This window comes from Streptomyces sp. NPDC026522 (assembly GCF_055567555.1).
The window spans coordinates 94,484-114,901 of sequence record NZ_JBVHQF010000012.1 but is presented as its reverse complement, the minus strand read 5'-3'; the positions used below and the strand labels follow the sequence as shown (position 1 = coordinate 114,901).

Annotated in this window: 25 protein-coding genes and 1 riboswitch; of the genes, 11 read left to right on the top strand and 14 right to left on the bottom strand. The window is 71.9% G+C overall.

Annotated features, from left to right (window positions below):
* The first annotated feature begins 12 nt into the window (after positions 1 to 12).
* A complete protein-coding gene (locus ACZ4M3_RS28205; protein ID WP_467737255.1) occupies positions 13 to 510 on the top strand; it encodes a GNAT family N-acetyltransferase in 498 nt (165 codons plus the stop codon).
* Here ACZ4M3_RS28205 and ACZ4M3_RS28200 read toward each other — a convergent pair whose 3' ends face one another.
* Complete coding sequence (locus ACZ4M3_RS28200) at positions 511 to 1,221, bottom strand: hypothetical protein (RefSeq protein WP_467737253.1); 711 nt, start codon at positions 1,219 to 1,221, stop codon at positions 511 to 513.
* Complete coding sequence (locus tag ACZ4M3_RS28195; protein ID WP_467737251.1) at positions 1,218 to 1,436, bottom strand: hypothetical protein; 219 nt, start codon at positions 1,434 to 1,436, stop codon at positions 1,218 to 1,220. The genes ACZ4M3_RS28200 and ACZ4M3_RS28195 overlap by 4 nt, the downstream gene beginning before the upstream one ends.
* A gap of 113 nt (positions 1,437 to 1,549) precedes the next feature.
* On the opposite strand from ACZ4M3_RS28195, the gene ACZ4M3_RS28190 reads away from it, so the two are divergent.
* Positions 1,550 to 2,389, top strand: coding sequence for a helix-turn-helix domain-containing protein (locus ACZ4M3_RS28190; RefSeq protein WP_467737249.1), 840 nt, complete (start codon positions 1,550 to 1,552; stop codon positions 2,387 to 2,389).
* Entirely contained in the window at positions 2,373 to 2,639 is a 267-nt protein-coding gene (locus ACZ4M3_RS28185) for a DUF397 domain-containing protein (protein ID WP_467737247.1), read from the top strand. The genes ACZ4M3_RS28190 and ACZ4M3_RS28185 overlap by 17 nt, the downstream gene beginning before the upstream one ends.
* Here the strand turns inward: ACZ4M3_RS28185 and ACZ4M3_RS28180 are convergent.
* Positions 2,623 to 2,787 carry a hypothetical protein gene (locus ACZ4M3_RS28180; RefSeq protein ID WP_467737245.1) on the bottom strand — a complete coding sequence of 55 codons (165 nt, stop codon included), beginning with the start codon at positions 2,785 to 2,787 and terminating at the stop codon, positions 2,623 to 2,625. The genes ACZ4M3_RS28185 and ACZ4M3_RS28180 overlap by 17 nt on opposite strands.
* Between ACZ4M3_RS28180 and ACZ4M3_RS28175 the strand changes: the two genes are divergently transcribed.
* Positions 2,737 to 3,024 carry a helix-turn-helix transcriptional regulator gene (locus ACZ4M3_RS28175; RefSeq protein WP_467737560.1) on the top strand — a complete coding sequence of 96 codons (288 nt, stop codon included), beginning with the start codon at positions 2,737 to 2,739 and terminating at the stop codon, positions 3,022 to 3,024. The two genes, ACZ4M3_RS28180 and ACZ4M3_RS28175, sit on opposite strands and share 51 nt — an antisense overlap.
* Positions 3,025 to 3,029: 5 nt before the next feature.
* On the opposite strand, the gene ACZ4M3_RS28170 is transcribed toward ACZ4M3_RS28175, so the two are convergent.
* Positions 3,030 to 3,434 (bottom strand): nuclear transport factor 2 family protein, encoded by a 405-nt coding sequence (locus ACZ4M3_RS28170; RefSeq protein WP_467737243.1) that lies wholly within the window; start codon positions 3,432 to 3,434, stop codon positions 3,030 to 3,032.
* A gap of 113 nt (positions 3,435 to 3,547) precedes the next feature.
* Between ACZ4M3_RS28170 and ACZ4M3_RS28165 the strand changes: the two genes are divergently transcribed.
* A complete protein-coding gene (locus tag ACZ4M3_RS28165) occupies positions 3,548 to 4,027 on the top strand; it encodes a hypothetical protein (protein WP_467737241.1) in 480 nt (159 codons plus the stop codon).
* 53 nt (positions 4,028 to 4,080) lie between these two features.
* Here ACZ4M3_RS28165 and ACZ4M3_RS28160 read toward each other — a convergent pair whose 3' ends face one another.
* Both ACZ4M3_RS28160 and ACZ4M3_RS28155 read right to left on the bottom strand, forming a co-directional pair.
* On the bottom strand, positions 4,081 to 4,818 hold the full coding sequence (locus tag ACZ4M3_RS28160; protein WP_467737239.1) for a LamG domain-containing protein: 738 nt from the start codon (positions 4,816 to 4,818) through the stop codon (positions 4,081 to 4,083).
* Between the two features lie 70 nt (positions 4,819 to 4,888).
* Positions 4,889 to 5,506: a phosphoribosylanthranilate isomerase gene (locus tag ACZ4M3_RS28155; RefSeq protein WP_467737237.1), complete on the bottom strand. Its 618-nt coding sequence runs from the start codon at positions 5,504 to 5,506 to the stop codon at positions 4,889 to 4,891.
* Positions 5,507 to 5,672: 166 nt separating this feature from the next.
* Between ACZ4M3_RS28155 and ACZ4M3_RS28150 the strand changes: the two genes are divergently transcribed.
* On the top strand, positions 5,673 to 5,945 hold the full coding sequence (locus tag ACZ4M3_RS28150; RefSeq protein ID WP_467737235.1) for a hypothetical protein: 273 nt from the start codon (positions 5,673 to 5,675) through the stop codon (positions 5,943 to 5,945).
* Between the two features lie 31 nt (positions 5,946 to 5,976).
* Here the strand turns inward: ACZ4M3_RS28150 and groL are convergent, their stop codons facing one another.
* The 4 genes from groL to thrC all read right to left on the bottom strand — a co-directional run bounded on the left by groL (position 5,977) and on the right by thrC (position 10,165).
* Positions 5,977 to 7,599 (bottom strand): chaperonin GroEL, encoded by a 1,623-nt coding sequence (gene groL / locus ACZ4M3_RS28145; RefSeq protein ID WP_389663469.1) that lies wholly within the window; start codon positions 7,597 to 7,599, stop codon positions 5,977 to 5,979.
* 324 nt (positions 7,600 to 7,923) lie between these two features.
* Positions 7,924 to 8,130, bottom strand: a complete 207-nt coding sequence (locus ACZ4M3_RS28140) for a cold-shock protein (RefSeq protein WP_030009783.1) — start codon at positions 8,128 to 8,130, stop codon at positions 7,924 to 7,926.
* A 440-nt stretch (positions 8,131 to 8,570) separates the two neighbouring features.
* Positions 8,571 to 8,849: a ubiquitin-like small modifier protein 1 gene (locus ACZ4M3_RS28135; protein ID WP_467737232.1), complete on the bottom strand. Its 279-nt coding sequence runs from the start codon at positions 8,847 to 8,849 to the stop codon at positions 8,571 to 8,573.
* A 41-nt stretch (positions 8,850 to 8,890) separates the two neighbouring features.
* Positions 8,891 to 10,165, bottom strand: a complete 1,275-nt coding sequence (gene thrC, locus ACZ4M3_RS28130; protein WP_467737230.1) for a threonine synthase — start codon at positions 10,163 to 10,165, stop codon at positions 8,891 to 8,893.
* Between the two features lie 17 nt (positions 10,166 to 10,182).
* A riboswitch (SAM riboswitch) is annotated at positions 10,183 to 10,339 on the bottom strand.
* Between the two features lie 185 nt (positions 10,340 to 10,524).
* Between thrC and ACZ4M3_RS28125 the strand changes: the two genes are divergently transcribed.
* Positions 10,525 to 11,502, top strand: coding sequence for a glucosyl-3-phosphoglycerate synthase (locus ACZ4M3_RS28125; RefSeq protein WP_467737558.1), 978 nt, complete (start codon positions 10,525 to 10,527; stop codon positions 11,500 to 11,502).
* A gap of 76 nt (positions 11,503 to 11,578) precedes the next feature.
* The gene (locus ACZ4M3_RS28120) at positions 11,579 to 13,015 is read left to right on the top strand and encodes an alpha,alpha-trehalose-phosphate synthase (UDP-forming) (protein WP_467737228.1); all 1,437 of its coding nucleotides are present in this window, start codon (positions 11,579 to 11,581) and stop codon (positions 13,013 to 13,015) included.
* A gap of 502 nt (positions 13,016 to 13,517) precedes the next feature.
* Here the strand turns inward: ACZ4M3_RS28120 and otsB are convergent.
* The 3 genes from otsB to ACZ4M3_RS28105 all read right to left on the bottom strand — a co-directional run bounded on the left by otsB (position 13,518) and on the right by ACZ4M3_RS28105 (position 16,017).
* Positions 13,518 to 14,369, bottom strand: coding sequence for a trehalose-phosphatase (gene otsB / locus ACZ4M3_RS28115; RefSeq protein ID WP_467737226.1), 852 nt, complete (start codon positions 14,367 to 14,369; stop codon positions 13,518 to 13,520).
* A gap of 33 nt (positions 14,370 to 14,402) precedes the next feature.
* Positions 14,403 to 14,639, bottom strand: coding sequence for a DUF3263 domain-containing protein (locus tag ACZ4M3_RS28110; RefSeq protein WP_136213770.1), 237 nt, complete (start codon positions 14,637 to 14,639; stop codon positions 14,403 to 14,405).
* Between the two features lie 67 nt (positions 14,640 to 14,706).
* Positions 14,707 to 16,017, bottom strand: a complete 1,311-nt coding sequence (locus tag ACZ4M3_RS28105; RefSeq protein ID WP_467737224.1) for an extracellular solute-binding protein — start codon at positions 16,015 to 16,017, stop codon at positions 14,707 to 14,709.
* A gap of 209 nt (positions 16,018 to 16,226) precedes the next feature.
* On the opposite strand from ACZ4M3_RS28105, the gene ACZ4M3_RS28100 reads away from it, so the two are divergent.
* The 3 genes from ACZ4M3_RS28100 (at position 16,227) to ACZ4M3_RS28090 (ending at position 19,336) form a co-directional block, all read left to right on the top strand.
* Entirely contained in the window at positions 16,227 to 17,159 is a 933-nt protein-coding gene (locus ACZ4M3_RS28100) for an ROK family protein (RefSeq protein ID WP_467737556.1), read from the top strand.
* Positions 17,159 to 18,310, top strand: a complete 1,152-nt coding sequence (gene nagA / locus ACZ4M3_RS28095) for an N-acetylglucosamine-6-phosphate deacetylase (RefSeq protein ID WP_467737222.1) — start codon at positions 17,159 to 17,161, stop codon at positions 18,308 to 18,310. Before ACZ4M3_RS28100 ends, nagA begins: the two co-directional genes overlap by 1 nt.
* 102 nt (positions 18,311 to 18,412) lie before the next feature.
* Positions 18,413 to 19,336, top strand: a complete 924-nt coding sequence (locus tag ACZ4M3_RS28090) for a 1-phosphofructokinase family hexose kinase (RefSeq protein ID WP_467737220.1) — start codon at positions 18,413 to 18,415, stop codon at positions 19,334 to 19,336.
* A 7-nt stretch (positions 19,337 to 19,343) separates the two neighbouring features.
* Here ACZ4M3_RS28090 and ACZ4M3_RS28085 read toward each other — a convergent pair whose 3' ends face one another.
* The gene (locus ACZ4M3_RS28085; RefSeq protein WP_467737218.1) at positions 19,344 to 20,360 is read right to left on the bottom strand and encodes a CBM35 domain-containing protein; all 1,017 of its coding nucleotides are present in this window, start codon (positions 20,358 to 20,360) and stop codon (positions 19,344 to 19,346) included.
* Between the last annotated feature and the right edge of the window lie 58 nt (positions 20,361 to 20,418).

Sequence of the window (20,418 nt, the reverse complement as noted above, 5' to 3'; positions counted from 1 at the left end):
TAGGGTGCTCGGATGATCGAGATACGCGACGCGGGCCCCTCAGACGGTGACGCGCTCGGGGAGATCCACGCCGCCTCCTGGGGGGCGGCGTACGCCCCCTTCTTCGAAACCGAATGGGCCGCCCGCGAGGTCCGCGCGCGCCGCACCCGCTGGCACGCCCGCGTCGCCGACGGCACCGGCACGATCCTGCTCGCCGCCCTCCACGGCCGCCCGCTGGCGCTGTCCTTCACCGTCCCGTCCCCCGACCGTCCGGGCCTGGCCGAGATCCGCACGTTCTTCTCCCACCCCGACGCCTGGGGCACCGGCATCGCCGCCGCCCTCATGACGGCGACGCTGGACCGCCTGCACGCAGCCGGGTACGGCGGGGCCCACCTGTGGACCCTGCGCGATACCCCGCGCTCCCGCCGCTTCTACGTCAAATCCGGCTTCACGGAATCCGGCGCCGTACGCCCCCACGACTTCGGCGACGGCGCCCCGCTCACCCAGGTCGAGTACGTCCGCACTCCCTGATCACGCCCCGCGCGCCCCGGCCGCAGTGCGCAGGTAGGCCACCAGGTCCTCCACCGAGTACCCCAGCTTCGGACCGCGTTCGGCGGCCATCAGCAGCAACTGGCCCACGATCTCCGCGCCCCAGCCGTCCGTCCCGTCCTGCGCCCACTCCCACAGCCTCTCGATCCCGAGTCCCGACATCAACAGCCCGTGCCCGACCCGGATCTCCCCGCACAGCGGGGCCACCGCGTCGAGCAGCCGGGCCCCCGGCCGCTCGCAGCGGAGCCCGAAGCACCCGCCGAAGTCCTCCACCACGCACCCGGTCGGCGGCCGGGCCTTGATGGCGTCGTAGCGCCGGTCATCGAACCGCGGGCACTCGTCGGCCGGGCTGTGGACCAGCGCGAACCGCTGCCAGCCGGGCGGCGGAGGCGGCTGCGGACGCCACGCCTTGATGCCGAACGCCTCCTGGACCAAGGCCGTCGCCTCGTCCGCCGTGTCGGCCGTCTCGCTCACCCGCCGCTTCCCGTCGTCCCCGACAGCGGTCCACAACCCGTTGCGCGCGTCCCGCGCGACCCGCACCGAAAGACCCATGCCCGCACGCTTCCACCCGGCTCTGAACATCCCCTTCTCCAGCCAGCAGAGCTTCCACGCCAGCTCGAACTCCCACCCGCGCGCGGCCTCCGCCAGCCCCTTCAAGACGGCGTCGCAGCGCGCGCGTTCGTCAGCCGTCACGGGTTGGCCCGCTCGTGCAGTACGGCGACCAGCCGCAGCGCGGTGTCCAGGTTGCAGCGCCCGAGGTCTACGAGCGGAAGCCCGTACGTCCCGGCCGCCGACACCCCGTCCACACCGAGCGAAGGGAACACCACGCCCACGTCACCGAGGGCCTCTTTCAACTGCCCCACAGCTTCCTCCGCCGCCAGCATGCGTTCCTTGGGCGAGAGCACCATGACACGTTCCTTTCGCTCTGAGTAATCGCGTTCTGCACACAGAGTGGCTACTCGCTAGCTAGCCTTTCAACGTCGGGCGGTGCACAAACGCACGTGTTGTACCAGGAGTTGCCATGCCAGGACCGAAGAACCTCGATCCCTCCTCCTCACCCCGCGCCCTACTGGGCGCCGAACTCCGTGTGGCGCGCGAACGCGCGGGCCTCACCCAGGCCGAACTGGCCGAACGGCTTTTCGTCAGCGGCTCGTTCATCGGCCAGCTCGAAGCCGGGACCCGTCGGATGCACCTCGATGTCGCCCGCCAGGTAGACGAGATCCTCAACACGGACGGCTTCTTCACCCGCAACTGCGGCGCCTTGGCCAAGTCCAGGTACCCCAACCACTTTGCTGAGGCCGCCGAAGCAGAGGCGGCGGCAACGACAATCCGCGAGTACGCGCCCCTGGCCCTTCCAGGGATGCTCCAGGTGGAGCCGTACGCGCGCGAAGTCTTCCGCGCCTATCAGCCGACAGCGATCGAGGAGGTCATTGACGAGCTGGTCAGAAACAGGCTGGACCGAGCAAAGCTGCTTGCTGACGCAACAAAGCCACTGTTGTGGTGTGTGCTTGATGAGGCGGTACTGCGACGAGTGGTGGGCAGTCCGAAAATCATGGCGGAGGCCTTGCGGCACATCGCAGCCCTCATCCGTGCCCACCGGATCATCGTCCAGGTATTGCCGTTCAGCGCAGGGGCCCATTCATCCATGGGCGGCACCCTCAAGCTGATGACCTTCGAAGACGCTCCCCCTCTCGCCTACGTCCAAGGCAACGCCATGGGCGTGCTGTTGGACGATCCGGCCACGGTTGCGCGCCACTGCCTGACCTACGATCTCCTCACGGCCAGCGCGCTGTCACCAACGCAATCGCTGGCGTTGATCGATTCCGTGGCGGAGGGTTACGCGCATGACGAGCACGCCTGAATACGACCTCTCGACGGCCAGCTGGCACAAGTCGAGCTACAGCGACGGCACCGGCGGCGACTGCCTCGAAATGGCCACCTGGCGGAAGTCCACCCACAGCGCTGGCGACGGCGGTAACTGCCTCGAAGTCGCCGACGGCCACCCCCACATCGTCCCCGTCCGGGACTCCAAGCAGCCCGAAGGCCCGCACGTGGTGTTCCACGCACGGGCCTGGGCCGACTTCGTGGGGTCGCTCAGAGACCGTTGGTGAACAGCAGCTCGTTCGGGCTGCTCTTGCTGACGCTGCTCAGCACGTCCTTGCTGGACCCCTCGCTCAGGAACTCGGCGATCTCCGCCGGGGTCGGGCGCTGGCCACGAACACGGTCCTGCGGCTGTCCTACACCGACGCGGCAGGGCACGAGAGCGACCGCGCGGTGGAACCGGCCGGACTGCTCACGGCCGAAGGCCGCTGGTACCTGATCGCGTGGTGCCGCACGCGGCGGGCCGGCCGCGGCTTCCGGCTGGACCGCGTCACGGCCGCGGTCCCCACCACTGGGCGGGGCCGGCCCCACGACCTGACCGGACTGCTGCGCGGCTCGGCCGCGGCGGGCGCCGTACGGCCCACTGCGCTGGCTCCGCTCGCGGCCCCGCCCTGACATCCCTAGGGGGTGTCCAGGGTGTCCGCGTGCCGGTGGGCGACCTTCCACTCGCCGCCCTCGCGGCGGTAGACCTGGGTGGCGCGCAGGACGTACCGGCGCGGCTCGCCGTTGACGGAAGCGTGCGTGCGCTCGTACCCGACGGTGTAGGCCATGTCGCCGACCACGTCGGCCGCGACGATCTCGTGCTCGTACGAGGTGCAGTCCGAGAACGACTGCGCCAGCTTGAGGAACAGCGCGCTGACCTCCTCGTACCCGACGGCCGACATCCAGGCGCCCAGCACCGAGACCGGCTCGTGCCGGGACCAGATCGCGAAGCGCGGCCCGGCGTCCCCGTTGTGCAGGGCCACCTCCGCGTCCCGCAGCCGGGACCGGGCCCAGTCCAGGAACGCGTCACGTTCGTCGTTCATCACCGGCCTCCCGGGGCTCGCCTCCCCTCCTTCCCACCGTACGCCGGGGCCGGCGGCGGCCTGCGGGAGGAGACTGGAGGGAAGGGCTCCCGGCGACCGATCGTGGAGGCGTCATGGCTCACGCCGAACAGGTCCTGTGGCGGTCACACGCGGCGAACCGGTGGATGCAGGCGACGGCCCTCGTCCTCGGGCTCATCGCGGTCGGGTTCGCGGCCGCCGGGCTGGCGGGGGCGGTGGTGATGGTGTGGGTGCCGGTCGTGGTGCTGCTCCTGTCGTCCCTGCTGCTGCTGGTGTTCGCCTCCGTGACGGTACGGGTGACCGGGCGGGCGCTGGAAGTGGCGTACGGACCCGTAGGGCGCCCCGTGCGGCGCTGGTCCCCGGCCGAGATCGACGCCCCGGCCCGCGTGGAGGAGCGCCGGCCCGCGCAGGTCGGCGGCTGGGGCTACCGCGTGAGCAGGCTCGGTACGACGGTGATGGTCCGCGGCGGCCCCTGCCTCGTGATCCGCTCCCACGGCCGGGACTTCGCGGTCAGCATCGACGACGCCCAACGCGGCGCCGCCCTGCTGAACTCCCTGACGGGCGAACGCCCCTGAAGCCTGCGCCGGGAGCGCCCCACCGTCGCGGCCGCGACGGTGGGGGGCGGGTCCTAGCCGCGGTAGACGCGCAGTTCGGACACCTCGTAGGAGATCTCCGTGACCTCCGGATCCGGCGCCGGGTGGTAGTTGCCCGCGCACACCGACAGGTTGACGATGAGGTACGCCCGCCAGCCGCGGCCCACGCCCCGGCGGTCGGAGAAGACGCGGGCGCCGTTGACCCACCAGACGACCGAGTTGCGCCCGAACTCCACCCGCAGGTCCACCCAGGAACCGGGCCAGATGGAAGGGTCGCGGTGGTAGCGGTGCGCCTCGCGGACGTGGTTGGAGAGTTCCAGCAGGTCGAGGTTGTCGGGGTGGTACTCGAAGACGTCGATCTCCTGGCCGCCGTCCCGCCAGGTCCAGATCGCGGGCCAGGCCCCCAGCTCCGCCGGGAGCCGGACCCGCGCCTCCAGCACGTCGCCGGTGCGCACCATGAAGCCCTCGTCGCTGCCCTCGGTGGTGAGCAGGCCGGTGTCCCAGTTGCCGTCGGGGCGGCGGGTGGCGCGGAAGACGCCGCCGCGGCTGTAGGCGGGGTCCGCCACGAGGTGGTCGAGCTTGTTGTCGCCGGGGTTGACGGGGCCGCCGTCGGGATACGCCCAGGAGCGTCCGGCGACCCATTGGGTGGGGGAGGCGAAGTCGGCGGTGAAGACCGGGGCGCGGCGGGGGCCGGGTACCGTCGGTCCGCCACCGCCCCCCGGGGCGAGGCGGGACGCCAGGCGCCCCAGCCAGCCGAGCAGGTCCGTGTCCATGGAGGGTGTCTGCCCGGGAGCGGAGCGGGCCATGCCGGATTTCTCGCCCTGGGTAGTCGGACGGTTGCTTTCAGCGACTGGGGTCGCGGGCGGCCGCGAGGAACGCGCGGATGAGCTCCGGTGACTTCACCCCGCGCTCCCGTTCGACGCCGCTGGAGACGTCCACGCCCCACGCGCCGGTCGCCAGCAGCGCCGCGCGCACGTTGGCGGGGTCGAGGCCGCCCGCCAGCAGCCAGGGGCCCCGGGGCGCGGTGAACCCGCCGGAACCCCAGTTCCACGGCTTGCCGGAGCCGGGGTCGGGGGCGTCGATCAGCAGCAGGTCCTCGCCGTACTCGCCGGTCCGCGCGACGGCGGTGGCGGTGGCGCGGATGAGGGTGCGGGCCGGCTCGCGCAGGGCCTCGTAGTACTCGGGCCCCTCGTCGCCGTGGAGCTGTACGCCGCGCACGCCGCTCTCCCGCGCCAGCCGCCGGACCTCAGCCACCGACTGCCCGCGGAACACCCCGACGGTCAGCACGCCCTCGGGCACCCGCGCGGCCAGCTCCCGCGCGGTGGCGGCGTCGACGGTCCGGGGGCTGCCGGGGGCGAAGACGAACCCGACGGCATCGGCCCCGGCCGCCACGGCCACGTCGACGTCGTGCGCGGTCTTCAGCCCGCAGATCTTGACGAAGGGTGCGCTGCTCTCGCTCATGCCCCCGAGTCAACCAAACTCGCCCGCTCGGCGGCGATCCGTCCCAGGGGCCGGGCAGGCGAGCCCCGCGCCACTGGCCCGGGACGAAGGTCCACGCCCCCAGCGGGGCACATCGCGGAGACCTCGCCCTGCCTCCTCCGCCTCCCGGCGGCGGAGCGCGCTTGCGGTGACGGGGTACACCGAGACGGCCGAGGAAGCGGGCGGCCGGGCGGAGATCCGGTTGGCCGTTGCCCTCGCCAAGGCCATGGAGGGCGCCGATGCCGTGCCGACGTTGGCGTTGCTGCTGCGCCTCGCGCGGGCCCTGGACGCCTCGCTGAACATCGCCCTGGGCGAGGGCCAGGAAGAGGTCAGGTTCGTCGCGCGGCCGGCCGCCTGGGCGGCGCGCCGCGGGAACGCCCGAGGGCGGCACCCCCATCGGGGTGCCGCCCTCGGAACGTGAAGCGTATGAACAGCCGATCAGCCGGGGCCGATCAGAAGTCCATGTCACCGCCCGGCATGCCGCCCGGCGCACCGGCGCCGGCCTTCTCGGGCTTGTCGGCGATGACGGCCTCGGTGGTCAGGAACAGCGCGGCGATCGACGCGGCGTTCTGCAGCGCGGAGCGGGTGACCTTCGCCGGGTCGATGATGCCCTCGGCGATCATGTCGACGTACTCGCCGGTCGCGGCGTTCAGGCCGTGGCCGATCGGGAGGTTGCGCACCTTCTCGACGACGACGCCACCCTCCAGGCCACCGTTGACGGCGATCTGCTTGAGCGGGGCCTCCAGCGCGAGCTTCACGGCGTTGGCGCCGGTCGCCTCGTCACCGGTGAGCTCCAGCTTCTCGAAGACCGAGGAGGCCTGGAGCAGGGCCACGCCACCACCGGCGACGATGCCCTCTTCGACGGCCGCCTTCGCGTTGCGAACGGCGTCCTCGATGCGGTGCTTGCGCTCCTTGAGCTCGACCTCGGTCGCGGCACCGGCCTTGATGACGGCCACGCCGCCGGCCAGCTTCGCGAGGCGCTCCTGGAGCTTCTCGCGGTCGTAGTCCGAGTCGGAGTTCTCGATTTCGGCGCGGATCTGGTTGACGCGGCCCTGGACCTGGTCGCTGTCACCGGAGCCGTCGACGATGGTCGTCTCGTCCTTGGTGATGACGACCTTGCGGGCGCGGCCGAGCAGGTCGAGACCGGCGTTCTCCAGCTTGAGGCCGACCTCCTCGGAGATGACGGTGCCGCCCGTGAGGATGGCGATGTCACCGAGCATGGCCTTGCGGCGGTCGCCGAAGCCCGGGGCCTTGACGGCGACGGACTTGAAGGTGCCGCGGATCTTGTTGACGACCAGGGTCGACAGGGCCTCGCCCTCGACGTCCTCGGCGATGATCAGCAGCGGCTTGCCGGACTGCATGACCTTCTCCAGGAGCGGCAGCAGGTCCTTGACCGAGCCGATCTTGGAGTTGACGATCAGGATGTACGGGTCGTCGAGCGACGCCTCCATACGCTCCATGTCGGTGGCGAAGTACGCCGAGATGTAGCCCTTGTCGAAGCGCATGCCCTCGGTGAGTTCCAGCTCCAGACCGAAGGTCTGGGACTCCTCGACGGTGATGACGCCTTCCTTGCCGACCTTGTCCATGGCCTCGGCGATGAGCTCGCCGATCTGGGTGTCGGCGGCGGAGATGGAGGCCGTCGAAGCGATCTGCTCCTTGGTCTCGACATCCTTGGCCTGCGCGAGCAGGGCGGCGGAGACGGCCTCGACGGCCTTCTCGATACCACGCTTGAGGGCCATCGGGTTGGCGCCGGCGGCCACGTTGCGCAGGCCCTCGCGGACCAGTGCCTGGGCCAGCACGGTGGCGGTGGTCGTACCGTCGCCCGCGACGTCGTCCGTCTTCTTGGCGACTTCCTTGACCAGCTCGGCGCCGATCTTCTCGTACGGGTCCTCGAGCTCGATCTCCTTGGCGATGGAAACACCGTCGTTGGTGATCGTGGGGGCGCCCCACTTCTTCTCAAGGACGACGTTGCGACCCTTGGGGCCAAGGGTGACCTTGACGGCGTCGGCGAGCTGGTTCATGCCACGCTCGAGACCGCGCCGGGCCTCCTCGTTGAACGAAATGATCTTGGCCATCTGAAGTGGTCCTCCAGGACTGGGGTGGATTGCTCCTGGACCGCGCCCGCGCCCGCGACGGACGGCCTGCGAGCCCGGCGGTTCCTTCCCGCCGGACCCTCGGGCCTCACCGACCCGGTCCTCGTTTCAGTAGCACTCTCACCTGGAGAGTGCTAACGCCAATGATTAGCACTCGACCCCGTCGAGTGCAAGCGGCTTCGGGCAACACCGGGCGAAGTCCCCGGCCGGGACGCACGTGGGGCCCACATCCCGTGTCCGGGATGTGGGCCCCACGTGCGTGTGCGGTCCTTAAGACCTGTTGCGTCGGTGGTCGATCGCGCCGGGTCAGCCGAGTGCGAGCTTGACCATGTCCGCCTGAGGACCCTTCTGGCCCTGCGAGATCTCGAACTCGACCCGCTGACCCTCTTCAAGGGTGCGGTACCCGTCCATCTGGATGGCGCTGTAGTGGACGAACACATCCGCACCACCGTCGACCGCGATGAAGCCGTAGCCCTTCTCCGCGTTGAACCACTTGACGGTGCCCTGAGCCATGCCTAACTCCCCTATTACTGGCCCTTGCGCAGGACCGCACTTCGCGGACCCGGGTCAGAACTTGCGCCGGAACGCCTCGACCGCGGCTGAATGTATCCGCACCGGTGCTGTCTGCAACAGGTCAATCCGACGAGAATTCCGGACAAGAAGGAATCTGGAAATCACGTGAAATTTAGGCATATTCCCGGGCAACTCGGGCCCGACATCCGGCATCAAAGGCCCATACCAGGCTCGCATGTTGACTCAATGTCAACCATCCGGCGGCCCGCTCATATGCGGCGGGCAAGAACAACGGAGGGGACTTCCCAAACTCTACCGCGCCCAACCAACCAGAATTGCCCCCTCCGCTTTTACCGGAGGGGGCAATTCAGGTGTGACTCCGCCCGGAAGGCGGGCGTCGGAGGACGGGCGCCGGGAAGGCGGCCATCAGCAGCCGGGCGTCAGCAGCCGCCGGCCACGGCGGGGATGATCGAGACCCCCGCGCCGTCCGGCGTCGCCGTCTGCAGGCCGCCCTCGAAGCGCACGTCGTCGTCGTTGACGTAGACGTTCACGAACCGGCGCAGCTTGCCCTGGTCGTCCAGGACGCGGGCCGCGATGCCCGGGTGGTTCTTCTCCAGGGACTCGATGACCTCGGAGAGGGTCGCGCCCTCGGCGGGGACCTCGGCCTTGCCACCGGTGTAGGTGCGCAGGATGGTGGGGATGCGGACGTTGACGCTCATGGCGCTACTGCCTTTCCGGGAACAGGGGGGTGGGTCGGGCCTCAGGCCAGGCCGGCGGCGCGGAACGCGTCCAGGCTGGGGCGGATGGTGGCGGTCTGGCCGCTGTCCGAGGCCACCGCTTCCAGGGTCTTGAGGCCGTCGCCGGTGTTGAGGACGACCGTGGTCAGCGAGGGGTCGAGCTGCCCGTTCTCGATGAGCTTCTTCGTCACGCCGACGGTCACGCCGCCCGCGGTCTCGGCGAAGATGCCCTCGGCCCGCGCGAGGATCTTGATGGCCTCGACCACCTGCTCGTCGTTGACGTCCTCGACGTAACCGCCGGTGCGGCGGGCGATGTCCAGGACGTACGGGCCGTCCGCCGGGTTGCCGATCGCCAGGGACTTGGCGATGGTGTTCGGCTTCTGCGGGCGCACCACCTCGTGTCCCGCCTTGAAGGCGGTAGACACGGGCGAGCAGCCCTCGGCCTGCGCGCCGAAGATCTTGTACGGCTTGTCCTCGACCAGTCCGAGCTTGATCAGCTCCTGGAGCCCCTTGTCGATCTTCGTCAGCTGCGAGCCGGACGCGATGGGGATCACGATCTGGTCGGGCAGCTGCCAGCCGAGCTGCTCGCAGATCTCGTACGCCAGCGTCTTGGAACCCTCGCCGTAGTACGGGCGCAGGTTGACGTTGACGAAGCCCCAGCCCTCGCCCAGCGGGTCGCCGATGAGCTCGGAGCAGAAGCGGTTGACGTCGTCGTAGTTGCCCTCGATGCCGACGAGGTCGCCGCCGTAGACACCGGCCATGACGACCTTGCCCTGCTCCAGGTCGTGCGGGATGAACACGCAGGAGCGGAAGCCGGCCCGGGCGGCCGCCGCGCCGACGGCGCCGGCCAGGTTGCCGGTGGAGGAGCAGGAGAGGGTGGTGTAGCCGAACGCGCGGGCGGCCTCGACGGCGATCGCCACGACGCGGTCCTTGAAGGAGTGCGTCGGGTTGCCGGAGTCGTCCTTGACGTAGAGCTTGCCGGTGACGCCGAGCTCCTTGGCCAGGTTGGCCGCGTCCACCAGCTTGGTGAAGCCGGGGTTGAGGCTCGGCTTGGAGGCCACGTCCGCGGGGACGGGCAGCAGCGGGGCGTAGCGCCAGATGTTGTCCGGGCCGGCCTCGATCGCGGCGCGCAGGGCCTCGGGGTCGCCGGTCGGCAGGTCGTAGGCGACTTCCAGAGGTCCGAAGCATTCGGCGCACGCGAAGATGGGCCCGAGCTCGAAGCGGGTACCGCACTCGCGACAGGAAAGGCCGGTGGCAGGTCCGAGATCAACAGAGGTGGCGACAGTCTGTGCAGCCATGATGGCGAGGCCCTTTCTCCTCATCTTCCCCATGGCGCACTTCGCCATGAGACGGAATTGGCACCTTCCCTAGCCGGGGACCTCGCGGGGGTGCGTGAAAACGCATCGCGAGAACCGACTGGAGGGTTGCCGGGGCTTCAACGGGCCGTGTCCCTCTGCCCCTCTGGATGAGCGGTATGGCACCGGGCCGCGCGCTCCATGGCGCTCCCGGGCATTTGTGCGCGAGGACCCCGGCATGCCGTGGTCCTCCGCGTTGTTCAAGACTGTAACCGAAGGGGCGGGCGGTTGAGACAGCCGTCCGAACCGCGAGATGGATCACAAATGGGTCCAAACAACTGACGATGCAGGGAGTGCCGAGGGTGCTGGAAGAGGTGGAGCGCTGGCTGGCCGACCGTTCCTGGTCCGCCGCCGACCGGCCGCTCGACCGGCTGCTCGACCGCAAGCGCGCGTCGGGCGCCACGGTCAGCGTGGTGCTGCCCGCGCTCGACGAGGAGGCCACGGTCGGCGCCATAGTCGAGGTGATCCGCCGCGACCTGATCGAGGGACTGCCGTACCCCTTGGTGGACGAGCTGGTGGTGGTCGACTCCGGGTCGAGCGACCGTACCGCCGAGGTGGCCGCGAAGGCCGGGGCGCGGGTGGTGCACCGCGACGCCGTGCTGCCGCGGCTCCCGGCGGTGCCCGGCAAGGGCGAGGTGCTGTGGCGCTCGCTGCTCGCCACCACCGGGGACATCGTCTGCTTCGTGGACGCCGACCTGCGGGACTTCTCCTCCGCCTTCGTCTCCGGCATCGTCGGCCCGCTGCTGACCGAACCCGACGTGCAGTTCGTCAAGGCGATGTACGACCGCCCGCTCGGCGACGCGCCGGGACAGGGCGGCCGCGTCACCGAGCTGGTGGCCCGGCCCCTGCTGAACCTGCACTGGCCGCAGCTGGCCGGCTTCGTCCAGCCGCTGGGCGGCGAGTACGCCGTACGGCGCTCCCTGCTGGAACGTCTCCCCTTCCCCGTCGGCTACGGCGTGGAGCTGGGCCTGCTGGTCGACGCGCTGCACACGGTGGGGCTGGACGCACTGGCCCAGGTGGACGTCGGCGTACGGCTGCACCGCCACCAGGACGGGCAGGCACTCGGCCGGATGGCCGCGGCGATCTACCGCACGGCGCAGCTGCGGCTCTCGCGCGGGCACTCCCCCGGCTACCGCTGGGGGTACCCCCCCGTACGCCCCGCCCTGACCCAGTTCGAGCGGGGCCCGGACGGCTTCGTGGCGCGCACGCACGCCGTGGACACCGAGGAGCGGCCGCCGATGCTGGAGATCGAGGAGTACGCGGTCCGCCGCGTGGCCTGATGCGGCGTGGCCTGATGCGGCGTGGCGTGCGGCCGCGGCGGGTTTGAGGCGCGTGCGGCGGGGTTAGGTTCGCGGCATGGCTTCCCAGGTACTCGTCGCCGCGAACCGCGGCCCCCTTTCGTACGCCCACGCCCCCGACGGCACCCTCAGCGCCCGGCGCGGCGGGGGCGGTCTCGTCTCCGGACTCTCCGCGGCGCTCGCGGAGCAGCCGGACGCGGTGTGGATCTGCGCGGCGCTGTCGGAGGGCGACCGGGAAGCGGTGCGGCGGGGGGTCTCCGAGCCCGGCGTCCGGATGCTGGACATCGATCCCGCGGTGTACGACGCCGCGTACAACGGCATCGCGAACTCGGTGCTCTGGTTCACCCACCACCACCTGTACGACATCCCGCGCGAGCCGGTCTTCGACGCGGAGTTCCGGCGGCGCTGGGACGCGTACGTCCTGTACAACCGGGCCTTCGCGGACGCGCTGGCGGCGGAGGCCGGCGAGGGCGCGGCGGTGCTCGTCCAGGACTACCAGCTGGCGCTGGTGCCGGGCATGCTGCGCGTGCTGCGGCCCGACCTGCGGATCGCGCACTTCACGCACACCCCGTGGGCCTCGCCCGACGTCCTGCGGATGCTGCCGCGGTACGTGCTGGAGGAGCTGACCTGGGGGATGCTCGGGGCGGACCTGCTGGGCTTCCACACCGCCAAATGGGCGCGGGCGTTCCTGGCGGCGATGCCGTTCGACGGGGCTGAGGGCAGCGCGGAGGAGGTCCGGGAGGGCCGCGTGGAGCACCGGCGGGAGTCGGTGTGGCCGCGGCGCACGACGGAGGTGCGGGCGTTCCCGCTGGGCGTGGACGGGGACGACCTGCGGGCGCTGGCGCACCGGCCGGAGGTCGACGACAAGCTGGCCGGGCTGCGGGCGGAGGTCGGGGACCGCAAGACGATCGTCCGGGTGGACCGGACGGAGCTGTCCAAGAACATCCTGCGCGGCCTGCTGGCGTACCGGGAGCTGCTGACGGCGCACCCGGAGTGGCGCGAACGGGTGGTGCACATGGCGTCGGCGTACCCCTCGCGGCAGGACCTGGCGGTGTACCGGGAGTACACGGCGGCGGTGCGGGAGCTGGCGGCGGAGATCAACGCGGAGTTCGCGACGGCGGAGTGGCAGCCGGTGCTGGTGTCGGTGGAGGACGACTTCGCGCGGTCGCTGGCGGCGTACCGGATGGCGGACGTGGCGCTGGTGAACCCGGTGCGGGACGGGATGAACCTGGTGGCGAAGGAGATCCCGGTGGTGTCGGAGGCGGGGTGCGCGCTGGTGCTGTCGACGGGGGCGGGGGCGTACGAGGAGCTCCGCTCGGACGCGCTGACGGTGAATCCGTACGACGTGTCGGAGACGGCGGCGGCGTTGCACGCGGCGCTGGCGATGCCGGAGGCGGAGCGGGCGGAGCGCACGAAGCGCCTGTCCGCGGCGGCCACGGCGCTGCCCCCGACGGCCTGGTTCACGGCCCAGCTCTCGGCCCTCCGCGAGGCCTGACGCCGCCGGGACGGGGGCGGGTCCTGCCCGCTCCTCGGGCGGGACCCGACGGGTCGGGCGCCGTACCCATGCCTCGGTCGGGACCCGACGGGTCGGGCGCCGTACCCATGCCCCGGGCGGGACCCGACAGGTCGTTCGCCGTACCCGGGCCGGGGCCTGGCCGTGCCTCGGGCGGACGCCCTGACCGTAGCCGGGGCGGACGCGGCCTGCCCGGTACCCGGGGCCGGGGCCTGATCGGCTGCGGCGCCGCCGCGCAAGCGCCCCCGGGCTCCGCCCGGGCCTCGCGGGGCTCCGCCCCGCACCCCGCGCCTCAAACGCCGGCGAGGCTGGATTTCCCCCGCCGGCGATTGAGGCGCGGGTCCGGGCTCCTTTTCAGCCCCGCCGGCGATTGAGGCGCGGGTCCGGGCAGAGCCCGGGGAACGGCGGAAGGGCGGGGAGGGGACAGGCTCCGCGCAGCGGATGCCCGCAGCGCGGCGCCGCAGACCCTCGGGCCGCCGGGGCGTCAGCGGCGCAGGGCCGCCGCCAGAGTCGCGAGGAACGACGCCACCTCGGCCGGACCCGGCAGGACCAGATCCGCGCGGGACGCGAGCTCCGGGACCTCCGCCGAGCTGCAGATCAGCAGCCCCGGCAGCCCCTCCGCCCGCCGCTTCTCGACGGCGGCGTACGCCGCGAGGTCCCCGAGGTCGTCCCCCGCGTAGAGCACCACCTCCGCGCCGACCTCCTCCAGGTACTCCGTCAGGGCGACGCCCTTGTCCATCCCCGGCGGCCGCAGCTCCAGCACCGCCCGCCCCGGCTCCACCATCAGCCCGTGCCGTGCCGCCAGCTCCGCCAGCGGCTCCCGCAGCGCCTCGAACGCCGCCTCCGGATCCTCGGCGCGCCGGGTGTGGACGGCCAGCGCCCGGCCCTTCTCCTCGATCCAGGTCCCGCGCCACGCCCCGATCGACTCCAGGAACCCGGGCAGCTCGGCCCGTACGGCCGCCACCCCCGGGTGCTCGGCGGGCGCGTGGACGAGCCCGCTGACGGCGTCCCACCGCTCGGCGCCGTAGTGGCCGAGCACGACGAGGTGTTCCAGGCCGGGCACCCCGGCGAAGCCGCCGTACCGGACGGCGACCCCGGCCGGCCGGCCGGTGACGACGGCCACCGACAGCACCTCGGGCGCCAGCGCGGACAGCGCCGGTACGGCGTCCGGGTGGGCGCGCGCCTGGTCGGGGTCGGGAACGATGTCGGCGAGGGTGCCGTCGAAGTCGAGGGCTACGACGGATCGGCGCGGCGCGCGGAGGAGGGCTTCGAGCCCCTCCCGTCCGGCGGCGGTGGCGGGCACGGGCATCGGCAGATCGTGCGCATGGCTCCCCATGAGGACGACCCTAACGGTCCAGTCGTACGACTGCTATCGCCGGGCGCGCTGTGCCGCGCGGATCCGCCGGAGCCGGTTGACCGTCCCCGGCGCGTGCTCCAGCGCCCGCGGGTCGTCCATCAGGGCGTTGAGCAGCTGGTAGTACCGGACCGGGGTCATCCCCAGCCCTTCCCGGATGGCCCGTTCCTTGGCTCCGGGCCCGGACCAGGTACGTCCCTCGTACGCGAGCACGGCGGCCTCGGCGGCCGTCAATCGCCCGTCGTCCGTCATACGGCCAGATTAACGCCGCCCACCGACACGCCCCGGGCGGACCCACAGGAGGCGCGGGGCCCGCCGCTCAGCGGTCGCCGTCCGCCTTGCGCGCCGCGTCCGCGATGTCGCCCAGCACCTTGTCCGGCCGGCCGCCCGGCTGGACCACCTTGCCGATGTTCTGCTTGACGTCCTCGCTCACCCCGGCCCACGACTTCTTGCCGACGGGGTACAGCCGCGCGTTCGGCAGGGCCGCCAGGAAGGTCTTGAGCTGCGGCGATCCCCCGCCGCCGGCCGCGGCGGCCTCCATGGCCCGGTAGCCGCTGGTGGTGACGGGCAGCAGGTCGTACTTGTCGGTGAAGGCCGTCACGTTCTTCGCCTCGTACAGGTAGTCGAGGAACTTGCCGGTCTCCGCCTTGTGGCCGTTCTTGAAGGCCATGACCCAGTCGGCGACGCCCATGGTGGAGTGGTCGGCGCCGTCGGCCGTCGGCATCGGCACCATGCCGAACTTGATCCCCTTGCCGCCGGCCTGCTTCAGCAGGGTCGGGTGGCCGTTGAGCATGCCGACCTCGCCGCGCGCGAAGGCGTCGAAGGCGGCCTGCCGGTCGAGCTTGCCGGGTTCGACGGGGCCGGTGAGGCCCTGGCCGACCATCTTGTCGCGCAGGAATTCGAAGGTCTTGACGTTGTCGGCGGAGTCGATCTCGTAGCTGTCCTCGTTGTCGGTGTAGCCGCCACCGCCCGACAGCATCCACATCATCGTCTCGGCCTGTGCCTCCTCGCGGCCCAGCGGCAGCGCGAGGGGGGTGGGGACGCCCGCGGTCTTGAGCTTCTTGGCGGCCGCCTCCAGGTCCGCCCAGCTCTTGGGCTGCCAGCCGGCCTTGCTGTCCTTGGGTATGACACCGGCGTCGGTGAGCAGCTTCTCGTTGTAGAAGAGCAGCCGGGTGCTGGCCACGAAGGGCATGCCGTACTGGATGTGCCTGACCTTGCCGGCGTCGGCGAGCGGCGCGAGGAAGTCGGCCTCGGTCTTGACGGAGAGCAGTTCCTCGGCGGAGTAGAGCTTCCCGGCTTCCGCGTAGTCGGCGTAGGCGCCGATCTGCGCGATGTCGGGGGCCTTGTGGGCCTTGACCAGCTCGGCGACCTTGGCGTCGACCTCGGTCCAGGAGTAGACGCTGACCTCGACGTTGATGCCGGGGTGGGTCTTCTCGAAGGAGTCCGCGAGCGTCTTCCAGTAGGCGGCGGAGGAGTTCTGCGGATTGTCGCCGTAGTCGGCCGCCACGACCCGCAGGGTCACCTCGTTGTTCCCGGTGAGCCCCTGCACGGTTCCGCAGCCCGTCAGCGTCACGGCGGTCAGGCACAGCGCGGCCCCGGTCGCGGCCAGGCTCAGGTAACGGCCCTTCACAGTTCTGATCCACCCCTTGTCGTACCTACTATTCGTCGTAAGGTCTACACCACTTTCCGGCTGCTTCACATCCGGAACGCGCCGCTCGCCCGGACCGTGTCCGGACCGTTGCCGGAGCGGGCTCCCGGATTTGTATGGCCGCTCAACATTCCTCCCAATGGACTAGACCTTTGCCTCCCGAGCACGCGAGACTGTCTTCTGTGAAACCCGTGAAACACGTCATCGCCCTCGATGTGGGCGGCACCGGGATGAAGGCCGCCCTCATCGCCGAGGACGGCACCCTGCTGCACGAGGCGCGCCGCGCCACCGGCCGCGAGCGGGGCCCCGAAGCCGTCGTCGAGACGATCCTCGGCTTCGCCGCCGAGCTCCTGGCCCACGGCCGCGAGCACCTCGGCCGGGCGGCCTCGGCCGCCGGGGTCGCCGTGCCCGGCATCGTCGACGCCGAGCAGGGGACCGCCGTCTACGCGGCGAACCTGGGCTGGCGCGACGTACCGATGCGCGAGCTGCTCGGCGCCCGCCTCGGCGGCATCCCGGTGGCCCTCGGGCACGACGTGCGCACGGGCGGTCTCGCCGAGGGCCGGATCGGCGCGGGCCGCGGCGCGGACCGCTTCCTGTTCGTCCCGCTCGGCACCGGCATCGCCGGCGCGATCGGCCTGGCCGGCCGCATCGAGGCGGGCGCCCACGGCTACGCGGGCGAGATCGGCCACATCGTGGTCCGCCCCGGCGGCCCCGCCTGCGGCTGCGGCCAGCACGGCTGCCTGGAGACCCTCGCCTCCGCCTCCGCCGTCAGCCGCGCCTGGGCCGCCGCCTGCGGTGACCCCGACGCGGACGCCGCGCACTGCGCGAAGGCCGTCGAGTCCGGCGACGCCCGCGCCCGGGAGGTGTGGCTGGCCGCCATCGGCGCCCTCGCCGACGGGCTGGTCACCGCGATCACCCTGCTGGACCCGCGCACGGTGATCATCGGTGGCGGGCTCGCGGAGGCGGGGGAAACCTTGTTCACACCACTTCGGACGGCCGTGGAGGAGCGCGTGACGTTCCAGCGGCTGCCCGAGATCGTTCCGGCGGCCCTCGGGGACACCGCCGGATGCCTGGGCGCAGGGCTGCTCGCCTGGGACCTACTCGCCACGGAGGTACCTGCCTGATGGCCGCAAGCACACAGAGCACTGTTCTGTCCGGTGCCAAGGTGGTGCTGCCCACCGGGACCGTGGCGGGCGGCCGCGTCATCGTCGACGGCGAGCGGATCGCGGGCAGCGCGGCCGCGGACACCCCCGTGACCGACCTGACCGGGCACTGGATCGTCCCCGGCTTCGTGGACATGCACAACCACGGCGGCGGCGGCGCCTCCTTCACCTCCGGCACCGCCGAAGAGGTCCTCAAGGGCGTACGGACCCACCGCGAGCACGGCACCACCACGCTCATCGCCTCCACCGTCACCGGCGAACTGGACGAACTGGCCCGGCGCGCCGGGCTGCTGGCCGAGCTGACCCAGCAGGGCGAGATCGCGGGCATCCACTTCGAGGGGCCCTTCATCAACGCCTGCCGCAAGGGCGCCCACAAGGCCGAGCTGCTGCGCGACCCCGACCCGGCCGAGGTCCGCAAGCTGGTCGACGCCGCGCACGGAGCCGCCCGGATGGTCACCCTCGCCACCGAACTGCCCGGCGGCCTGGACTCCGTACGGCTGCTGGCCGAGCACGGGGTCATCGCCGCGATCGGCCACACCGACGCCACCTACGACCAGACCCGCCGGGCCATCGACGCGGGCGCCACCGTCGCCACCCACCTCTACAACGCGATGCCGGGCCTCGAACACCGCGCCCCCGGCCCGATCGCCGCGCTGCTGGAGGACGAGCGGGTCACCGTCGAGCTGATCAACGACGGCACGCACCTGCACCCGGCGATGCTGGAACTGGCGTTCCACCACGCGGGCGCCCACCGGGTCGCGCTGATCACCGACGCCATGGACGCGGCCGGCTTCGGCGACGGCACCTACCACCTCGGGCCGTTGGAGGTCGAGGTCAAGGACGGCGTCGCCCGCCTCGTGGAAGGCGGCTCCATCGCCGGCTCCACGCTCACCCTGGACACCGCCTTCAAGCGCGCGGTGACCATCGACGGGCTGCCCGTCGAATCGGTGGTCCAGGCGATCTCCGCCAACCCCGCCAAGCTGATCGGCCTGTACGACCAGGTCGGCTCGCTGGAGCCCGGCAAGTACGCCGACCTCGTCGTCCTGGACGCCGGGTTCGAGCTCAAGGGCGTCATGCGGCGCGGCGAATGGATCGTCAACCCCGGCGGCTGAGCCGCCGATCGGCTGGACGGGAACGGGCCGTCGCCCCGCCGGACTGGGCGGACGGCCCGCGGTTTGGCATGATCCCGGCACACACCAAGACCGGGGCTGACCATGATCCTCACCGTGACCCTCAACGCAGCGCTCGACGTCACCTACCGGGTGCCGCGACTGCTCCCGCACACCTCGCACCGGGTCACCGGCGCGACCGAACGCCCCGGCGGCAAGGGCGTCAACGTCGCCCGCGTGCTCGCCGCGCTCGGCCACCGGGTCACGGCGACCGGCTTCGCGGGCGGCCCGGTGGGCGCGGTCGTACGGGAACTGCTGGCCGCCGACCCCGGCGTGACGGACGCCCTGGTCCCCTGCACCGGCACCACCCGGCGCACCCTGGCCGTCGTCGACGAAGCCGCCGGCGACACCACGCAGTTCAACGAACCGGGCCCGCAGATCACTCCCGCGGAATGGACGCGTTTCCTGACCCGCTACGAGGAACTCCTCGACGGGGCCCGCGCGGTAGCGCTGTGCGGGAGCCTGCCGCCGGGCGTGCCGGTGGGCGCGTACGCCGTACTCGTCCGCACCGCCCGCGCGGCCGGGGTCCCCGTACTGCTGGACACCAGCGGCGAGGCGCTGCGCCGCGGCGTCGCGGCCCGCCCCGAGATGATCAAGCCGAACGCGGCCGAGCTGGCCGAACTGACCGGCTCCCGCGACCCGCTGCCCGCCACCCGCGACGCCCGCCGCCGGGGCGCCCACGCGGTGGTCACCTCGCTCGGCCCGGCCGGGCTGCTCGCCGCCACCGCCGACGGCACCTGGCAGGCCGCCCCGCCCCGCCCGCTGACCGGCAACCCCACCGGCGCCGGGGACTCCGCCGTCGCGGGCCTGCTCTCGGCCCTCACCGAAGGCCTGGACTGGCCCGCCCGCCTGACCCGCGCCGTCGCCCTCTCGGCGGCCACCGTGCACGCCCCGGCGGCGGGCGAGTTCGACCCCCGCACCTACGAACAGGTACGGGGGTCGGTGACGGTGACGAACGCTCAGGCGTGAGGACGGGCTACGGCTTCTGGAGCCAGAGCTGGTCGATGACGATCTCGCACTGGTTGCCCGTCTCGCACGACATCTTGATGGTGTTCGGACCCTTCTTCAGGTCCACCAGCGAGTACGTGTACGTCCACTTGTCCCACTCGCCCGGCTTGGCCTTGGCGAAGTTCTTCATGTTTATCGGACGGCTCTGCTTCTCGCCGTTGACGGTGAGCGTGGTATTGGCGTCATTGCCGGGAACGGAGTAGCTGATGTAGACCGCGTACTGGGCCGCCTTGGACACGTCCAGGCTCCAGGTCAGCGCCGCGCCCGGCTGGTTGAAGTTGCCGACGTACTGGCCGCCCGCGCTCTTCGCGCCCGGTACCGTGCTCGTCAGCGCCGCGCCGCCCGACAGGGTCATGCCCGAGCCCGAGGCGTCCGCCTTGGGCAGCGGGCCCTCCGAGGGCTCCGGGGAACCGCTCGGCTGCGGGCCCGGGGAGTTGCCCTGCGGTGCCGCCGACGACTTGTTCTGGCCGTTCGCCTGGTTCTTGTCCTTGTCGCCCTTGTCACCGAAGGCCAGGGCCGCGCCGATGCCGATCGCGACGGCGGCGACCACCGCGACCGCCGCGATGAGCAGACCGCGACGGCTCGAACCGCCGCCACCGCCGTGCCCGCCGCGGCCGGGGAGCGGCTGGGACTGCGTCTGCTGCTGCGGCACGCCGTAGCCACCGGCCTGGAGCGCCTCCGGGGCCTGGTACTGGGCCTGGTAGCCCTGCTGACCCGGCTGCGCCGGCCCGGGCTGGTACGGGACCGCACCGCGCTGGCCGCGCCGGTCGCCGACCGTGCGCACCTGGTTGTACGAAGTACGGGGGACGCCGGGCTGTACGCCGCCCTGCCCACCCGCCGCGGGGCCGGGGTACCCGTACCCGCCGGTGGAACCGGGCGGGGTGGCACCGGCAGCCTGGCCGTCCGCGTAGAGGTAGCCGAACGGATCTTCGTCCTCGGGCTGGTTCGCCCCGCCGTGCGGACCGCTGTTCGCGGGCGTCGTCATCGCAGGTCACTCCTTTCGACCCCCGGGAGCCTACCCCGAACACGTGCGCCCACGGGCG

Bases quoted from the DNA above. Each gene is read 5' to 3' on its own strand.
- ACZ4M3_RS28205 (WP_467737255.1), top strand. From the start codon at position 13: ATGATCGAGATACGCGACGCGGGCCCCTCAGACGGTGACGCGCTCGGG.
- ACZ4M3_RS28195 (WP_467737251.1), bottom strand. From the start codon at position 1,436: ATGGTGCTCTCGCCCAAGGAACGCATGCTGGCGGCGGAGGAAGCTGTG.
- ACZ4M3_RS28190 (WP_467737249.1), top strand. From the start codon at position 1,550: ATGCCAGGACCGAAGAACCTCGATCCCTCCTCCTCACCCCGCGCCCTA.
- ACZ4M3_RS28185 (WP_467737247.1), top strand. From the start codon at position 2,373: ATGACGAGCACGCCTGAATACGACCTCTCGACGGCCAGCTGGCACAAG.
- ACZ4M3_RS28170 (WP_467737243.1), bottom strand. From the start codon at position 3,434: ATGAACGACGAACGTGACGCGTTCCTGGACTGGGCCCGGTCCCGGCTG.
- ACZ4M3_RS28165 (WP_467737241.1), top strand. From the start codon at position 3,548: ATGGCTCACGCCGAACAGGTCCTGTGGCGGTCACACGCGGCGAACCGG.
- ACZ4M3_RS28160 (WP_467737239.1), bottom strand. From the start codon at position 4,818: ATGGACACGGACCTGCTCGGCTGGCTGGGGCGCCTGGCGTCCCGCCTC.
- ACZ4M3_RS28155 (WP_467737237.1), bottom strand. From the start codon at position 5,506: ATGAGCGAGAGCAGCGCACCCTTCGTCAAGATCTGCGGGCTGAAGACC.
- groL (WP_389663469.1), bottom strand. From the start codon at position 7,599: ATGGCCAAGATCATTTCGTTCAACGAGGAGGCCCGGCGCGGTCTCGAG.
- ACZ4M3_RS28140 (WP_030009783.1), bottom strand. From the start codon at position 8,130: ATGGCTCAGGGCACCGTCAAGTGGTTCAACGCGGAGAAGGGCTACGGC.
- ACZ4M3_RS28135 (WP_467737232.1), bottom strand. From the start codon at position 8,849: ATGAGCGTCAACGTCCGCATCCCCACCATCCTGCGCACCTACACCGGT.
- thrC (WP_467737230.1), bottom strand. From the start codon at position 10,165: ATGGCTGCACAGACTGTCGCCACCTCTGTTGATCTCGGACCTGCCACC.
- ACZ4M3_RS28120 (WP_467737228.1), top strand. From the start codon at position 11,579: ATGGCTTCCCAGGTACTCGTCGCCGCGAACCGCGGCCCCCTTTCGTAC.
- otsB (WP_467737226.1), bottom strand. From the start codon at position 14,369: ATGGGGAGCCATGCGCACGATCTGCCGATGCCCGTGCCCGCCACCGCC.
- ACZ4M3_RS28110 (WP_136213770.1), bottom strand. From the start codon at position 14,639: ATGACGGACGACGGGCGATTGACGGCCGCCGAGGCCGCCGTGCTCGCG.
- nagA (WP_467737222.1), top strand. From the start codon at position 17,159: ATGGCCGCAAGCACACAGAGCACTGTTCTGTCCGGTGCCAAGGTGGTG.
- ACZ4M3_RS28090 (WP_467737220.1), top strand. From the start codon at position 18,413: ATGATCCTCACCGTGACCCTCAACGCAGCGCTCGACGTCACCTACCGG.
- ACZ4M3_RS28085 (WP_467737218.1), bottom strand. From the start codon at position 20,360: ATGACGACGCCCGCGAACAGCGGTCCGCACGGCGGGGCGAACCAGCCC.